Source organism: Streptomyces sp. NPDC000878 (assembly GCF_053599695.1).
Window position 1 is genome coordinate 1 of the sequence record NZ_JBSFMT010000126.1, and the last position, 16,404, is coordinate 16,404.

Annotated in this window: 10 protein-coding genes and 1 pseudogene; 3 read left to right on the plus strand and 8 right to left on the minus strand. The window is 67.6% G+C overall.

What is annotated here, in order from left to right; translation table 11 throughout:
* Window positions 1-95: 95 nt before the first annotated feature.
* The 5 genes and pseudogenes from ACWDR4_RS48110 to ACWDR4_RS48130 form a co-directional block, all read right to left on the minus strand.
* A pseudogene (locus ACWDR4_RS48110) lies at window positions 96-572 on the minus strand (relaxase/mobilization nuclease domain-containing protein); the annotation flags it as partial.
* The gene (locus tag ACWDR4_RS48115; protein ID WP_450418290.1) at window positions 569-1,129 is read right to left on the minus strand and encodes a MobC family plasmid mobilization relaxosome protein; all 561 of its coding nucleotides are present in this window, start codon (window positions 1,127-1,129) and stop codon (window positions 569-571) included. The gene ACWDR4_RS48115 and the pseudogene ACWDR4_RS48110, both read right to left, overlap by 4 nt.
* Before the next feature lie 345 nt (window positions 1,130-1,474).
* Window positions 1,475-2,311: a DUF2637 domain-containing protein gene (locus tag ACWDR4_RS48120; protein WP_450418302.1), complete on the minus strand. Its 837-nt coding sequence runs from the start codon at window positions 2,309-2,311 to the stop codon at window positions 1,475-1,477.
* Window positions 2,312-2,863: 552 nt separating this feature from the next.
* On the minus strand, window positions 2,864-4,195 hold the full coding sequence (locus ACWDR4_RS48125; protein ID WP_450418291.1) for a DUF3631 domain-containing protein: 1,332 nt from the start codon (window positions 4,193-4,195) through the stop codon (window positions 2,864-2,866).
* Between the two features lie 230 nt (window positions 4,196-4,425).
* Entirely contained in the window at window positions 4,426-4,656 is a 231-nt protein-coding gene (locus ACWDR4_RS48130) for a hypothetical protein (protein WP_450418293.1), read from the minus strand.
* A 94-nt stretch (window positions 4,657-4,750) separates the two neighbouring features.
* On the opposite strand from ACWDR4_RS48130, the gene ACWDR4_RS48135 reads away from it, so the two are divergent.
* A complete protein-coding gene (locus ACWDR4_RS48135; protein WP_450418294.1) occupies window positions 4,751-5,440 on the plus strand; it encodes a helix-turn-helix domain-containing protein in 690 nt (229 codons plus the stop codon).
* Window positions 5,437-7,041 (plus strand): tyrosine-type recombinase/integrase, encoded by a 1,605-nt coding sequence (locus ACWDR4_RS48140; RefSeq protein WP_450418295.1) that lies wholly within the window; start codon window positions 5,437-5,439, stop codon window positions 7,039-7,041. Before ACWDR4_RS48135 ends, ACWDR4_RS48140 begins: the two co-directional genes overlap by 4 nt.
* A gap of 200 nt (window positions 7,042-7,241) precedes the next feature.
* On the opposite strand, the gene ACWDR4_RS48145 is transcribed toward ACWDR4_RS48140, so the two are convergent.
* Window positions 7,242-12,284 carry a DUF3320 domain-containing protein gene (locus ACWDR4_RS48145; RefSeq protein WP_450418297.1) on the minus strand — a complete coding sequence of 1,681 codons (5,043 nt, stop codon included), beginning with the start codon at window positions 12,282-12,284 and terminating at the stop codon, window positions 7,242-7,244.
* A 1,222-nt stretch (window positions 12,285-13,506) separates the two neighbouring features.
* Between ACWDR4_RS48145 and ACWDR4_RS48150 the strand changes: the two genes are divergently transcribed.
* Window positions 13,507-14,439 carry a hypothetical protein gene (locus tag ACWDR4_RS48150; protein WP_450418299.1) on the plus strand — a complete coding sequence of 311 codons (933 nt, stop codon included), beginning with the start codon at window positions 13,507-13,509 and terminating at the stop codon, window positions 14,437-14,439.
* A gap of 373 nt (window positions 14,440-14,812) precedes the next feature.
* On the opposite strand, the gene ACWDR4_RS48155 is transcribed toward ACWDR4_RS48150, so the two are convergent.
* Window positions 14,813-15,973, minus strand: coding sequence for a DUF4192 family protein (locus ACWDR4_RS48155; RefSeq protein ID WP_450418303.1), 1,161 nt, complete (start codon window positions 15,971-15,973; stop codon window positions 14,813-14,815).
* A partial coding sequence (locus ACWDR4_RS48160) for a hypothetical protein (protein ID WP_450418300.1) occupies window positions 15,859-16,404 on the minus strand: 546 nt, incomplete at its 5' end. The genes ACWDR4_RS48155 and ACWDR4_RS48160, both read right to left, overlap by 115 nt.

The following is a 16,404-nucleotide window of genomic DNA, read 5'->3' on the forward strand; positions in this document are numbered from 1 at the left end:
GGAGTCATTTCTCACCTACAAAATCAGGTCCCCCAGGCGCCGGGTGGAGTCAGAACTGACCTACAAGTGGAGTCCACCGTCACCTACGAAGCCAGGCATGCGTCGCCGACGCGGAGGCCGCTGTCGTGGAGTTTGGGGCGGCGGCCGTCTTCGCGGACGGTGGTGGCGAGGATATGGATGTGGTCGTCCGCGTGGCGTACGGCGATCCAGCGGCAGGCCAAGTCGTCACCGGCGGGTGCGATGCCGGCCGCCTCGACGATGCGCTGGGCGATCTCGCCCCACTCGGCGTCGGAGAGGTAGCGGTCTTCGGGGGCGGCGCGGACGGGGCAGTGCCAGACGTGGTCGGTGACCTTCTTGCCGAACTCGCTGTTGCGCAGCCGGACAGGCTCGTCGAGATGGCGGGCCAATTCGGTGAGGGTGGCGTTCTCGTCGCGGCCTGGGTCGGGCATGCCGAGCATCGCGAACCCCGCCACGATGTGTGGATCGAGGTGTTCGTCCTGGCGGCCGGGGCCGTAGAGGTAGGCAAGCAGGCCCCGGGTGTTGGAACCGGCCTGTTTGATGGCGGCGATCACGCGGACGCCTCCGTCTCAGGGTCGACGGGCTGGCGCAGGGCTTCGGCGATCAGCTCCAGCAGGTCGTGGAGTCCGGTGAGGCGCTGGCGGATGTCGGGTGGGGTGTGGTCGCTGTTGAGGGCGCGGGCGATCTGGTTGACGTTGACGCCGATCCGGTTGAGTTCGCGCAGGACCTGGGCGCGGAAGATGTGCGTGCGGCGGCGGTCCTCGGACAGGGGCAAGTTGGCGGTGAACCTGCCGGCGACGAAGGCGAGGACGATATCAGCGGCGAATCCGGAGTCGCCTTTATAGCCGTGCTCGGCGGCTGCCTCCTGGAGCAGCGTGTGCTCGTCGCCGGTGAAACGCAGAGGGCCGACGCGGACGACGCGCTTGGTGCCGGTGAAGCGGCGGATCATGGGCTGCACGCTCTGCACAGCGGGCTCGCCGGCGGCGGTCTCGGCGGAGCGGGCGGGATGGAGTACTTCACGCTGGACGGCGTGGAGCGTGTCCGAGTCGGGGCCGCCCTCGGCCCCGAACTCCTGGTCCGGCGCCCCCTGGTGTTGGGCCGTCTCCGCCACCCCCGGGGCGGAGACCCCCGAAGTCCGGCCATGAGTCGGACTCGGGGTACTACTGGCTCCGCCAGGAGCAGGTCGTCCGAACGCGCGGCGCCAACGATCCATCAGCGTAGGGGACTTCGTCAGCAGTAGCGGCTCGTCGGAAGCGTTCTCGGGGTGGAGAGGATCGTGCCTCATCGGGGGTTCTCCAGAGAGGGGCAGGGAAGGTGTACGTGCCAACAGCAAGGTCAGACACAGTTCAGGCAGACACCGCCTCATCCACAGGTGTGGACGATGGCGCGTTACGCGGGGCGGTGACCGGCGGGCCCGGTGAACGGAAGGGTTCCGGTCACCCGGCAGCGGTTCCGGTCAGCCGCCAGACCGATCGGTCTCGGCGGGGGCTTCGGGCTCGGCCCGGAGGGTGTCCATCACTTCGGTCAGCCGCTTGCTGCCAACCGTCAGTCCCTTGTCCTCAATCGCCGTTCGGACGACGGCCCGGGTGAGCTTGCCCTGCTCAGCGGCAGCAGCCCGGCCGATCTCCACGAGTACCTGGAGTGGGGCGCCGGGCGGACGACCGCCGCGCAACTTGCCCGCGGCAGCAGAGGCGGGCGATTCCGGCGACTGGACGGATACGGCGACCGGCAGCCCAGTGCTCTGGCCGGGCGCAACCAGCAGACCGGCAGACCGGACCCGCCCGGCCGGAGCCCCGGCAGACTGGCCGACCGCGATGGCCGATGTTTCGGCGGGCTGGACGGATGTGGTGGCCGGTGGTTCCGGCACCTGCGCTGAATCAGGGCCCGAGTAGTCGACAGGCTCCGCGACGAGCTCGTGAATCTGCCGCATCAGCACGCCGAAGGCCACCATCGCGGCAGCCGGGGGAACCGCGGCAACCACGTAGTCGAGCAACGGGACACTGCTGACTTCGCGAGTGCCGGTCACCCCGGCCACGTTGAGCCCGATGGAGCCGAATGATCCGATGGCGGTGACGCCGATGGCCCATGGGTCGGTGACGCGGCGCAGGCCCGCGCGAAGCATGAGCAGCTCGCCCGCGACGATGAACGCGTCCAGCGTCGCGGGCCACGCCCATCGGCGGGTCGGCGAGTCTCGGAGTCCGTGCTGGGCGGCGACGTCGGCCAGGTGGGCGTAGGAGAGCCAGAACGCACCGGCGGTAAGGGCCACGATGACGATGCCGGCCGTGCGGAGCACGTACTGCTCCGCAGTGAGCTTCGTCTTCGCTGGTTGCTCCTGACCGGGCTGGTCGTCCAGCGGCAGGCGGTCTCGGCGACGGGATATGAGAGGGATCCTCAAGCGGGGTACTCCTGGGGTAGTGGCGTGGTGCGTCTTTGCCGTCTTGGCCGTTGCAAGCGCAGGTCAGAGCAGGTACGGCAACCGCCTCGGCTCTCCGTCCTGGCGGGTGCCGCCGACGTCTTGTTCCGAGTCGGAACAAGACGTCGGCGCATCCTGGCGGGCCTGGTTCTGGGTGGGCGGTGCCCCGAGGCGGGACGGAGGCGTTGCGCCTTCCGTCCCAGAGGGCGGTGCTGCGACCTGCACTGATACGGCAGGACGGCAGGGGACGGCGCAAGACGGATGCGGGCAGCGTCTCGGCGGCAGGCTGCGATTGCCGATCGCTTTACCGTCTTGGCCCCGGTTCCCGTCTTGGCTGCATGCCGTTTGACCTGCGAGATCACGGCAGGGACGGCAAGTACGGCAACAAGGGGGGCGGGGTTCAGCCCGCGTCGAGCTCGCCGGGCGGAGCGTTCACTCAGTGAACGTCAAGTGGGTCACCGGGCGGGCCGCCTGAGTGTCCACTGAGTGGACGGTGGGGCAGTACCGGCGCCAGGCGTCGAGGAACTTGTTGCGCATGTAGCCCTTGCGCTGGGTCCGGTCGGCCATCCGCACGTTGCCAGGTGCGATCTCGAACTCGCGGAGCACCCTGCCCAGTTCACGGGCGGTCAGGCCGCCGCGCCCCCACTCCGCCCACGGAGCCTCGGGGTCCTGACGCAGGTGGTGGAGGAGTTCCTCGGTGGACAGGCTGTCCACCTCGCGCTGGGCGTAGAAGACCCGGCGGATGTCGGCGAGGATCCTCGCCCCGCTCGGGTGGTCCTCCTCGGCCGCCACTTCGGCGGCGACCATCCGCGCACACGCGACCCGCGCCAGCCGGGGCCAGCGCCCGCCGGCCAGGTCGGCGACGATGACCAGGGGCTCCCAGGTGTCCGCGGCACGGTCTTCCACTGGCATCTCCGGCTCCAGGGTTGCGGCCTCGTCCAGTAGCGGCCTGGCCCAGGCAGCGATGCGGTCGCGCAGATCATGCAGGACCGGGATGTCGCGGCGGGAGCGGAAGGGCTTGACCTTCTCGCCCTGGGCCCGGCGCCGCATGCGGATCACCACCGCCCGGTCCATGACCGTGTCGGGCAGGTCACCGATCCCCGCGATGGCCGCCATGGCGAAGGTCGCGAAGCGGTGCGGGGTGTGGTCGTTGCCGACGACCCGGGTCACGTACCGCCCTCGCTGGTGGCCTGCATTGAGCAGGCCACGCATCTCCTCATTCTTCTCGGCCATTTTCGGGGTGCCGAAGATGGTGTCCGCCTCGTCCACCAGAAGCGTGGGCGGGTTCTCCTCGGTGATCGACCGGAAGATCGCCGCCGGTGTGGTGTTGATGGTGAGCATCGGCTCGTGGACCGTCTCGGTCAGCACGTCGAGGAGACGCGACTTGCCGCACCGCTTCGCCGGGCCCACCACCGCCAGGCGCGGGGCGTGCTGCCACGCGGGCTGCAGGTGCGTCGCCACCACCCACAAGGTGATCGCGTCGAGGGCCTCGGGCGAGGGCGGGATCACGAACTGGGCGATCTGCCCGCGCAGTTCGCCCAGCAGCTTCGAGCCGAGAGTCGGCTCCGCATCGGGTATCGCCTCCAGGCCGCTCGGCGTCTCCGCCTCGTCGGCGCTGCGGGCGCGCGCATCATCGCTCAGGTCCGGATCGGTGTCGTTAGCCTGCGTGGCACGCAGGTGGGCGCCGGGCTGACCGGGTATGGCGGTGGTGGGCCAGGTCGCCTTGGCGGGGGTGGAATAGGGCTCGGGGTTCTCAGGTGGCACTGGGCGGCTCCTCTGGCGGTGGCGGGGTTTCATGCCCTGTCCGCCGGGTCGGTTCGCATCGGATTGATGGGGAGTCATCGGGCCTCCGGCGTTGCACCGCCGGAGGCTCTCCCCCTTCTCGTGGGCGCTCGGGCACCGCGAGGGAACACGGACAGTACGTCCACGCCCCGTCACAGTCCAGCGTTTCTGTGTCAGCTCAGCGCAGAATGGTCTGCTACGGCTCCCCGCTCTCACGCGGCCAGGCCCAGCAGGGCCAGCAGCTCCGCGGTGACCACCCGGTAGGCGTTGCCCAGCCGCAGCACCTTGCACGGGTACTGGCCGCGCTTCGCCAGCTCGTACCCCTTGCTCCGCCCCAGCCCCAAAGCCCGATTGCCCGTCTCCAGGTCAACGGCAGCGGGAAGCTCCAGCAGCTCCTCGCGGCGCATGCCCTTCGCTCGGTCGGCGGGTTCGTTCTCGCGCATACGCGCTCCATCCATGACTGAGCCCTCGGCGAACACGGCGATCGCGTTCGTCTCCAGGCCATGGAATCAACGGTAGGCAAGTTAATGTGTCTTCATGACACAACACCGTTCCGACCATGGATATGAGAAGGACACCGAGGCCGACGACCTCGAATGGGAGGACCACGTCATGGCCACCGTGGCCGGCGAGGTCCGCAGACGACGGAAGGAACTGGGGTGGAGCGCACAGGATCTCGCCGACAAGTGCGAGGACATCGGCTATCCGATCCCCCGCAACGTGATCGCCAACATGGAGTCCGGCCGCCGCGCCAGCCTGGCCCTGGTCGAGGTCATGGTCCTTGCGAAGGCCCTGCGTATGTCTCCGATCAGCCTGATCTACCCCGTCGGCTACACCGCGCAAGTCCGCCAACTCCCCTACGAGGACCCGCGACCGACCTGGGACGCCCTGCAGTGGTTCACCGGCAGCTCGGCTGCTCATGACGCCACCGACTACATGCTCGACCACTTCCTGGCCCACGACCTCGAACTCCGCTCAGCCCTGGCAGCCGTGGAAAGCGAGGACTACGAGCGCTGGAAGGTGAAGACCGCCGCCAACCGCGTCCAGCGTGAAGCGGCCGAGCGCGCCTTGGCCCGGTACGCCGACCAGGCCGCCAACGCCAAGCAAGAGCTGCGCCGCCACCGCGACGCCATCCGCGAAGGCGGCGGTACTCCACCCCACCTGCCCTCGCCACTCGCCGACATCGATCCACCGGATACCGACACCACCGAGGAGAATGATTTTTGAAGGGCTCCACCTACCGCCGCTGTTCCTGCCGCGACCCGAAGACCGGCAAGGAGTTCGGCACGTCCTGCCCCAAGCGCAACAGCAGGAACCACTGCACCTACTCCGTACGCCAGGAGCTGCCGCCCCGTGAGGACGGCAGTCGCAGGTCCTTCGCCCGTGGCGGCTACGACAGCCGCAAGGCCGCCCAAGCTGACCTCGACCACGTACGCGCCCTGCTGGGGCTGGCCGAGTCGGACGACCCCGAGGGCACCGAGCTGATCGCCGTCATGCTGGCGGAAGTCAGCCGCGAGAAGGCTCCCCTACCCGACGTCGAGGAAACGAGGCGGCGCCTCAACGCCGGCCAAGACCTGATCGGCAGCCTGACCGTGAGCGAGTGGCTCGACCGGTGGCTGGCGGGCAAGCGCATACGCAAGTCCGGTCTGAACCGCTACGAGACCGATGTCCGCGTGCACCTGAAGCCACACATCGGACACCGGCGCCTCGACCGCCTCCGCGTCAGCCACCTCAGCGAGATGTTCACGGACATCCGCGATGCCAACGCCCAGACCCTGGAGGACAACGCCCAACGACGATCTGCGATCGACGAGTTGGCAACGGTGCCCTGGAAAGGCGAGGAGAACCGCGCCCGCCGCAAGGCCATGAAGGCAGCGATCGACGAGATGCCTCCCTTCCGTCGCATCACCGGCCCCGCCACACGTCTGCACGTCAAAGCGACGCTCCGCGCGTCCCTGAACGACGCGATCGGGCAGCAGATCCTCATGTTCAACCCGGCCGCCCACGTCGAGATCGACCCCGTACGCAAGCCGAAAGCCCTGGTGTGGACGGACGAGCGGGTCGCCAAGTGGGAGCAGACCGGCGAGAAGCCATCGCCCGTGATGGTCTGGACGCCTCAACAGACCGGCGCCTTCCTCGACTTCGTCGCCGAGGACCGGCTGTACGCGATGTGGCACCTGATCGCCTTCCGCGGCCTGCGACGGGGCGAGGCATGCGGACAGCCGTGGTCGGAGACGAACCTCGACACTCACTCCCTCACGGTCTCCTCGCAGCTCGTCCAAGACGGCTGGGAGGTCGAGGCATCCGATCCCAAGACGGACAGCGGCTACCGCGTGGTTGCGCTCGACGACGACACCGTCAACGTCCTCAAGCGGCACCGCGAACGCCAGGAGATGGCCCGCGAGGAATGGGGCTCAGCCTGGGTGGACACCGGTCACGTCTTCACCCAGGAGGATGGCTCCTGGCTCCACCCCGGCAGGGTGACCGATCTCTTCGAGCGACTCGTAGCCGCTTCCGGCCTCCCGCCGATCCGGCTGCACGACCTGCGCCACGGTGCGGCGACCCTCATGCTGGCAGCCGACATCGACATCAAGATCGTGTCGGACACCCTCGGTCACAGCGACACCCGCATCACGCGGGACATCTACCAGAGCGTCCTGCCCCAAGTCGGCAAGAACGCCGCCGAGGCCACCGCCAAGCTGGTTCCCCTTCAGCGCAGGGCCGAGGAAGAGAAGGCCGCCCGCAAGGCCGCCAAGAAGGCCAAGGAAAAGGCGAAAGGCCGGGCCAAGGCGAAGAAGAAGACCAAGAGGAGTAGGCCGACCTTGTAGCGCCCAGGGCTTTCCGCTCACGCGAGCCATCCCACGGCACCCTGGCCCGGTGACGCACCATGTCCCGGAAATTCCAGTTCCGTAGGCGTCCGGCCTGGGATCTCGAAGCCCCTGCGAGCCCGAAGACTAAGCATGCCGGGATCCTCCAGCAGCCGTCCCGGACATGAAGTGGCGGCCCTTCCAGGCCGCCTCGGTCTCCGTCACCCAACCGCTGTGATCTGCCCGTTCGTCTCTCTCAGTCTGCCTGTCCGAAGCAGTTCGTCGATGTCGGAGTCCAGGAAGCTGCGGATATCCCGGCCCATGCGGCGCCAGCCGAAGAACTCACCCGCGTGCCGAACCAGTTCGTCGCGGGACGTGCCCGGGCACTCCGCAGCGAGTTCGTACAGCGCCAGCTGCCGTTCAACCGGAGCAATGTGCGCGGCCTTGCGCGGAGTGTCACCTTCCCCTGGAACACGAGCATCCAGTTCTTCCCGGCCTGCCACATCCAAGAAGGAGCCGTCGACGGCGACCTGCCCCGAGCGGACGAGACCGCGCACCACTTCCCGTACGTTGTCGCGGATCCTGTTGCCCGCCCGGGCAACACCCCACGCTTCCCTGGCTCGCTGCACCAACAGCTCCTCGTGGATGGGGCCCTCGATGCCGATGATTCTGTTCAGAAGCGTGCGGAGCGCGGGGCGGGCCTCCGGCATGTGCAGTTCGTACGGTGAGGGCACCGTCATCTCGCACGCCTCATACAGGGAGCTCCATGGGCGGTCGGGCTCGGAGTCGACCGGGACGCGCTCATGGTCTGCGGCGTCTGTCGGATGCGTGTAGTTCCCCGGTTCCGGAGTATCGGGCGCGGCCGAAATGCCGTTGAGCGGCGCAGCCTCCCTGGTGCCCGAGGCGTCCCCCACGTTGTCGCGCTCGGCGACCACCGTCGGGCCTGTCCTTGGATCCGTCGAGGCGGCCCCCGACATCGGTCCCCGTTCGACCGCCAGCTCGACTGCCTCGCGCAGTCTCAGCTCGGCTGCGGCCCTGCCCCGATACCAGTCGGTGCCCCAGATGCGGTGCAGTCGCCAGCCCAAACCGGCAAGCACCTCTTCCCGCAGTCGGTCGCGATCCCGAGCCGTCCTGGACGAGTGATACATCGCGCCGTCGCATTCGATGCCGAGGGCGTAGGTGCCGGGGAACTGCGGATGACGCAAGCCGATGTCGATGCGATATCCCGCTACGCCGACCTGCGGCTGCACCCGATAGCCCCAGTCGCGCAGCACCTCCAGGACCGACTCCTCGAATGGGCTGTCCGGCTCGGCGTCGGCCTGCGTCACGTCCTGCGCGAGGACTGCGTGGCCGTTCTCCGCATACTCGAGATACCGCTTGAGGTGCTGAACACTCTCGTTCGCGCTGTCGGCCAGGCCGCTGCTCCGGAAGGACGCGACGACCTCCATACGGAAGCGCGCCCGGGTAACAGCGACATTGAGACGCCGCCAACCACCCCCTTTGTTGATCGGCCCGAAGTTCGTGCCGAACTTGCGGTGTTCGTCGGGGCCATACCCGATCGACATGATCATGACGTCGCGCTCGTCGCCCTGTACGGATTCGAGGTTCTTGACGAAGAACCCGTCGAGCCGATCCTCGGTGAAGCAGTGGTCCAGGTCGGGGCGGAGCAACCTGGCCTGCTGGACAGCCTGGTCGATGGCCGCCGCCTGGGCCTGCGAGAGGGCGACGACACCCAGGGTGCGGCTGGGGCGTGTGTCGAAGTGATGGATGACCCGCCGGGCGACGAACTCCGCCTCCGCGCGGTTGTCTCGGCGGCCGCCCCGGTCGTACACGCCCTGTGTGGGGAAGAACTCGACGCCGATGTCGTTGCCGTGGTCCAGGGCTCCCGGGAAGGTCACCATGGAATTGCCGTAGAAGGACTTGTTGCTGAACGTGATCAGGTCCTCGTGACGGCTGCGGTAGTGCCAGCGCAGGGACAGCTCTCTGAGGGCACCCGCCTTGCAGGCATGCAACAGCGACTCGAAGGTGTCGGGTACGTCTTCGTCGTACTCGTCGGAGTCATCTTCGACCGCCGCGTCGAAGAAGGAGGTAGGTGGCAGCTGCTTCTCGTCGCCGGCCACGATCAGAGAGTCTGCCCTGTATACGCAGTTGACCGCGTCGGCGGGGCGAACCTGTGACGCCTCGTCGAAGATGACTACGTCGAAGTGGTAGTCAGCGGGCAGGAACTGACTCACCGTGAGCGGGCTCATCATGAAGCACGGCTTGATGATCCGGACAACTTCACGGGTTTGGCCAAGTAGTTCCCGCACCGGCATATGTCGTCGCTTCAGTTCCGCTTGGCGTTTGATCACCGCGGCCGGCCCGCCGCTGAGCCGGCGCGGTCGGCGCTCGTTGCATGCCTCGACCACGGCTCCACTGGCTGCAGCGACCAACCGACGGTCGGCCTTCTGGAAGTCCGCCACCCGGACGTCCAGGTCCGCGGAGCGAGTGATGGCGAGCCTGGTGTCCGTGACCAAGAGGTCGTCGGCCCAGCACTTCAGCACCGCCTGCTCCACGACCGCAGGCAACTGCTCGGGCAGGATGCCTCGTTCGACAGCACGCGAAACGAGCTCGTCGACTCCGTATTGGGCCAGAACGTCCAGCCCGGAGCGGTACGCCTGCCATTCCTCCGGGCCGCGCGGGTCAGTCCGAAGTTCGTCAACGGCCTGCTGGGCTTGATCGAAAGTACCGAACAGGGCAAAAGCCAACTGAACCTGGCGAGACTCTTCGAAGAGGTCGTGCAGTGCGGTCGAGGACTCGGACCAGCGCTCGGCGCGACGCGTCGCCTCGACGCACCAGCCGACCAGCACGCCACGAATGCCACGGGCCAAAAGCCCCGGCAGCGAGTCGGGCTCGGTGCCGTCGGCCAGTCGGGCTGTGAGGACGTCTCGGTGAGTGCTCACGTGAGTGAGTTCGGCGATGCGATCTGCCACGGTCAGCACGGCGTCCAAGGCGGGCAGTTCGTCCTCGTCGTGGGGAACATAGCCGCCCAGCGCGTCCTCGTGATGTATCGCCAGTCGAGCGACCTCGGCCGCAGTGTTCTGCCAGGCCAGGGCGTCGTTCAAGCGCTGGGGCAGCGTCTTGTCCCAGGCACCGTTGCGTGTGAGCCCGGCCACTGCCTCGCGGTCAGCCTTGTACTGCCCGGACAGACGCGCGAAAACACCCCGGTGCTGTCCAGTGAATCTCTCGACCAGGGCTGGCAACTCTTGGGCCTGCAGCACCTGTTCACCGAAGATGTCTCCCGCTGCTGCGCGAGCCGCCCCGCGCGCAGCTAGCGCGTCCCGCAACTCCTCAGCCGCTTTATGTGCCTCGCGCAGCCCTTCCTCGTCGAACCATCGCGCGGGCGGCCGTGTCGCCGCAGAGGCCAGATCAGCAAGTTCCAGCAGGTCGAATGCCGCCTGGGAGGCTTCCGGCTTGGGCAGTCCGAACAGATCGGCCAGTTGGGCAAGGCTTCCGGAGAGGTCGTCCGACAGCCCGCCACTGACCGTGGCCAGGTTCCGGTCGGGCAGTCCCGCTTCCAGAAGCCGTACGGTCTGCCGTACATCGTGCACGGTATGCGGTTCGGGGGTCGTGGGCGCGAACGGGCGGCGTTCGGCTGCCGTGCGTAGATCTCCCAGCGCGTCAGCAGCCTCAGTGAGAACCGCGGTTGGAGCAGAGGCTCCCTTCAGCCCGCGCCAGACAAACGCGTCGCCTTCCGCTGCGGGGCGCCAGGAACGACTGACGGTGCCAGCCGCTTCCAGCAGCGCCTGAAGCTCCCCGGCGCCAAGCTGCCGGACCGTGCCGGTGCTCCTGGCACCGAGAGTGAGCTGCGGAGTGTCTGCCCGCTCCAGGAGGACCAAGCGGCCCAGGACATCGTGAAGACAACGGCCGAGCGGTTCGCGGATCTGGTTCATCGCCGCCGCGTAGGCAGACAGTTCCTCGCGCAGCCGGCGGGCACGGTCGAGTTCGTGCTCGGCTGCGCCGGTGATCGGCACCTTGGTGGTCAACACCCGTTCGAGCTCCGTCGCCACAGCCTTCTTGCTGGTGTCACCGCTGTGCAGTGCCATCACGAAATCCCCGAGGCCGACGCCTCGCAGCCTGTTGCGGACCACGTCGAGCGCTGCGGCCTTCTCACTGACGAAGAGAACGGAACGGCCGGCGTGCATGAGCGCAGCGATCATGTTGGTGATCGTCTGGCTCTTGCCCGTACCCGGCGGCCCACTCATCACGAAGGAACGGCCGTCCAGCGCGGCCGCGATGCACTGCCGTTGCGAGGAGTCCGCGTCCAGCACGAGCGGAGTCCGTTCGGGCAGCTGGATTTCGTCGATGCGGTCGAGCTCGGGCGGTTCGAAGCCGATCAGCTCGTCGGGCAGTCCCGCATCGGGTCCGAGGCCGACGGCCCGGATCAGCGGATGAGCGAGGATGCGCTCCTCGTTCTGTTGGAGGTCCTGGTACATGGCCTCTTTGTGTGAGGCGAAGAGGCCGAGAACGAGGCGCTCGTCCACCGACCAGCCGTCCTGCGCACGCACAACCTCCCGGGCGGCGGCAAGGACCGCAGCAGGATCGGCGACGTCGCAGTCGGCGACCGAACTCCAGTCGACACCCAGCCGTTCCAGCTTGACCGCAAGCGCGGGGTTGTGGATCCGGTCCTGGCCCTCCGCCGGGTACAGACGCGTCTGCCGTCGGCCGTCCCGACGAAGCTCCACGGGTACGAGCAGCAGCGGAGCCGAATTCGTCTCCTCTGCGCCCTCCTCCCGCCAATCCACCATGCCGACACCCAGCCAGAGCACCCACAGGCCGTAGTCGTTGTACATCTGGCCCGACTTTTGGCGCAGTTGGTAGAGCGACGCGTCCAGTCCCGACTGCGTGTTCTTCTGTGTCACCAGGCCGGAAGCGCGATCGGCGCCGCCAATCGCGGAGGTGGTGTCGTACTCGTAGAACACCCCGCCGGCCGGAGAAGCACCCTTTGGCACGTCTCCGTCAATGTGTTCGGTGTCCTCGACGGAAGCGAAAGTCCAACCGCGAGCGAGCCCGGCCAACACCGCAGGGACTCCAGGAGCCGTGATCTCCAGAGTCGCGGTCCTCGTATGGCGGAAATTCAGCAGACGGTTGCGTCCGCCGAGGTCGAGCAGGGAGTTGCGCCAGTCGTCCAGCACAGTCTTCAACCGGTTAAGAGCAGGATCGCTGCCACCGGCGGGATCACTGCTGTCACGCTGCGCGGCTCCGGACCATCGCGAACTGGGCATACACGAATTATCTCAGTACTGACAGCCCGACACACCCGTCTCAGTTTTTCTCGTCGTAAATGAGCTATTCACAGCAACGCTAGGGTTGCACTCTGTAGCGGAGCTGGCGTGTGGCCCTGGTGGGGACAGGTCTGCCGAGACCCTGCACGGCAACCAGACGCTTGCGTGTACATCGATATCGCCTTGCCGTCGCACTCGACCTCCGCCGGAGCTTCCTGGGCCTCCCCAACTGCTGGAAGCCGAGCGACGGCGAGGGCCACTTCGTGCGGGACTGCGCTCGACAACCCGTGCTCGCGCTGCGCTCACTGCTGGACAGCAACCCATCGCCCAACTCACCGCGGAAAACGGCGCCTCGGGGAGAGCTGCCACGAATATGTGCAGGAGGGAACCTCAGTCCTTCAAGGCCAGGGCAGCAGCACCGGAGCAGGCCGCCGAGCGTACGACGACTCCTGGCCGCACCTCGAGAAAGTGACTGATCCTCTTCGGGAATCCACCGCCGCGTTGGTCCCACTCCAGCACAGGACCGAGGTCGAGTAGGCCCGCAAGACCGCCAGGAAGGCGAGAACCCAGACCAAGGTGAAGGAGAAGAGCGCGCGGAAGAAGCCCCAGAACTAGCCCACAGAACCGCTCCGCTCACGCATCGCTCACGCAAGCCCCTCGACGGCGTCCCAGCCGCGCGTCTCGCCACGCCCTAACCCGCCCCGAAAAAAGCAAAAGCCCCAGGTCACGGCGAGTGAGTCCTAGGGCTTCCACAGAGCCGCCTTCGGGATTCGAACCCGAGACCTACGCATTACGAGGATGCAAGATCCTTGCCCTGCGTTTCATTACCTGTCCCTGCTGAGCCCTAACGTGCAGGTCAGGCGCGTATCGACTCCCGCCCCTTCCCGGTCCTGCACCGGCCTTCCCTGTTCTTCCGTCCCCACAACGTCCCCATCCGGGCCCAGAACAGACCGTCAGCTACGGGGCTGTGAGCGGATTCGCAGGTCGGAAAGGGTGTCGGTTCTACGCACCATCGCATCGCCCTTCCGATGCAGAAAGGACCTCGCCCCTCCACTCGGGGGGCGAGGTCCTCTGTGGCGCTCTTTGCGCCTGCGTCTCCCAACGAGCCTACACCGGCGCTGCGGTCGGGCATCGCGTGGTGAGGAACCGGTCCATGCCGCCTCAGGTGCGGCCTCACCTGACAGAACCCGTCGCTGCCCGTCCCGGCAGTACGATCCCGAGCATGACGATCGAGCCGTACGCCGACCAGTTCCTTCTGGCGGCGCTCGACATCTCCGGCGGGGACGTCCAGGAGTTCCTGGGAACCGATCAGGTCCTGCATGCCGCAGAACTGGATGAGGCCCAAAGGGGGGCGATCATCTCGAAGCTGCTCGCCCAGGGACACGTCAAGGCTGAGCTGACCCAGGCCAACGGCGTCACGAAGCTGATCAGGTTGACCACAAGCGGTCTGGAGCACGCGTACGTGCTGCGCAGTAGATCAGCGTCGCGCGCCGAGCGGGAGAAGTACCTCCACAACACGCTCGTACGTTGGGCGCACGAGCATGCTCCGGCCGGCGGCTGGGCGCGGCTTCAGCTCTTCGCAGCCGACGACAAGTGGTGGTTCTGCGGGACGGAGGTCACCTGGGAAGAGGTATTTGCCGCCGTTGGCTACCTTCAAGAGAAGGGCTTGCTCAGGGTTGACTGCGGGCCGGGATCCGCATCGGTCATCACAGGGATCGCGCCGACTCCTCTGGGCACAGACTTTGCCCACTCTCACATGCTCTTGGGGACCTTCATGAACAGCCAGCAGCAGCCGTCAGCCAGCAGCGTTACCAACTACTTCAGCAGCAACGTCGTCAACGGTGATCTGTCCGGCGGGAACCTCGCCACCGGGGGCAACATCACTCAGACGTCGAATCACGGTGTCGACGCGGACGCGCTCACGGCGCTGGTCGCGCAGCTCCGCGAGGTCGCGCCGAACCTCGGCCTCTCCGAGGAGGACGCTCAGGACCTGGCCGACGAGATCGACGACCTGGAGCGGGAAGGCGCCGAGCCTGGCCGGGGTGCGCGGATCTGGCGCTCGATCACGCGAATCGTCGTACCCGCGGCTGTCGGGGCTGGCGCCGATCAGGGTGTGCAGGCTGCAATCGCGGCCGGTGCAGGGCTGTTTGGCTGAGGCTAGTATCGCGGCATCACGACGGAGGTCCTGCCCCCTGAGCTTGGGGAGCAGGACCTCCGTCGTGTTCCGTTGTCCCTTCGCGATCGGGCGTACGGCTGGGTCGCTCAGCCGTGGGCGGTGGCCGAGTTCTCTCGGCGTTGGGCCCGGATCTCGGCAAGCCGGCGGGCGGATTCGGCGGTGTAGGCCGGGCCTCGGCAGTCGTCGCGGCAGAAGGCGCCGGCGGGCACGCTGCAGTCTTCGCAGCCGTCTTCGAGTTCAGGGAGCACCTGGGGTCCTGTTCATTCGGGTAGCGGGGTGAGTCAGCTCGTGCCGGGCCGACGCGCCGAGGGGCGCTCCGTCCTTCGAAGAGCGCCCCTCGGCGCGGCTGGTGTCAGTGGGTGTGGTCCGGTGCCGGGCCGTCCTCGTCGAGCGGAGGCGGTACGCAGTAGTCGACGTTGGACTCGGGGGAGATGAGGTCGCCGGTCTTGGTGTCGGTGCAGTAGGCGATGAAGATCTCGCCTGCGGTGAGGGGGTCAAGCCGGTACCCGGCCAGTCGCCATCCGTAGATGCGGTCGCGGCCATCGGGGGTGGCATCGGTGCGACTGACCAGGCCGCCGGGAAGGGCGGCGGCTCGGCCGAGGGCCAGGACGGTGGTGAAACCGTAGGCCTCGTCCGGGTCAAGCTGCACGGCACCGTCCGGCTTCCGGGTCGCGTGGAGGGTGTAGACGAGCGAGTCGTCCCCAACCGCGATGCTGCACACCAGGTGCTGTTCTCCTGTTGGGCCTGCTTCGAGGATCCGGAGCAGTAGCTCCGCGGAGTCGTTGAAGGCCGCCCGGCCGATGTCATCGGTGCAGCACGTGCAGGAGCCAAGTCCCATCAGAAGCTCCGTCGCCCGGTACGAGGCCGCCTCTTGGGCGATGGCACCGGGAGCGGGCTCGGTCTCGTCGGGGCTCTCGGGCGCGGTACCGGGGTCGGCGTCACGCTCGAACTCGTCTCGGTTCCGGAGAAAGGCTCTCGACACCCTCGCTGGCGGGAGGGAGCAGACGATGGCCTTGTGGAGCAGCTGCGCCATGGAGTAGGTGGGTTGGGCGGCGAGTGCGTCATGGAGGGAGCGGTCGGCCTGCTTCATGTCGCCCGTGACCCAGCTGGTCCATCCTCGAAGGGTATGGAGTGCCGGGGTGAGGTGGGTGAGGCCTTCTCTGGTGCAGACGGTGAGGGCGTGTTCCCACAGGAGTCGGGCCTTACCTATTTCGAGGGGGTAGATGTAGGCGAGGGCGATGTCGCGGGTGGGCAGGTTGAGCAGGCCGTTGGCGATCTTGAAGATCGTGGAGTCGTCGACGTCATCCGGGATCTGCCGGTTGTAGATGATGTCGTGGATGAGGTCGAGGGTGGCCTTGTTGGCCTGTCCGATGATGGTGCGCATGGAGTGCTCCGGGTTCAGGTGGTCGCGGGGGTCTTCTGGGCGGTCGTCTTCTTGGCGCGGGTCCTGCGCGGCTTGGGGGGCGGGGGCGGGGTGATGACTTCGGCTTGCATGGCGTCGTCGTCGTTCCAGGGCTGGTCGCCGACGTGGCGGGGCTTGCGGATGACGGCGGGCAGGAGGCGCTCGCGGATGACGGTGGCGATGTGCTCGGCGGGGTCGCTGTCCCCGGTGGGCAGCGGTGTCGCGGTGTTCCAGGTGTAGAAGCCCGTGGTCCATTGCCCGGTGGTGGTGTTGAGGGCGGCGCCGGTGCAGGACAGGTGGAGGGCGATGACGGTGCCGTTGAAGATGGGGCGGATCCCAATGGCGGTGAGGGTGCCGCTGGAGGTGTCGGTGAGAAGGGCGCCGCCGTGGAGGGGGACCTTCTTCTTGCTGTTGTCGGGGAGGGAGTTCCAGGTGGGGCCGAGGAGTTGAGCGACGGCTTCGCTGGTGGCGTTGAGGGCGCTGGGCGCGATGATCACGCTGGTCCTTGGGGTCGGGGTGCGGCCGGGGCGCTGGTGGCGCCC

Coding starts and splice junctions, on each gene's coding strand:
- ACWDR4_RS48145 (WP_450418297.1), bottom strand. CDS start 12,284: ATGCCCAGTTCGCGATGGTCCGGAGCCGCGCAGCGTGACAGCAGTGAT.
- ACWDR4_RS48150 (WP_450418299.1), top strand. CDS start 13,507: ATGACGATCGAGCCGTACGCCGACCAGTTCCTTCTGGCGGCGCTCGAC.
- ACWDR4_RS48135 (WP_450418294.1), top strand. CDS start 4,751: ATGACACAACACCGTTCCGACCATGGATATGAGAAGGACACCGAGGCC.
- ACWDR4_RS48130 (WP_450418293.1), bottom strand. CDS start 4,656: ATGCGCGAGAACGAACCCGCCGACCGAGCGAAGGGCATGCGCCGCGAG.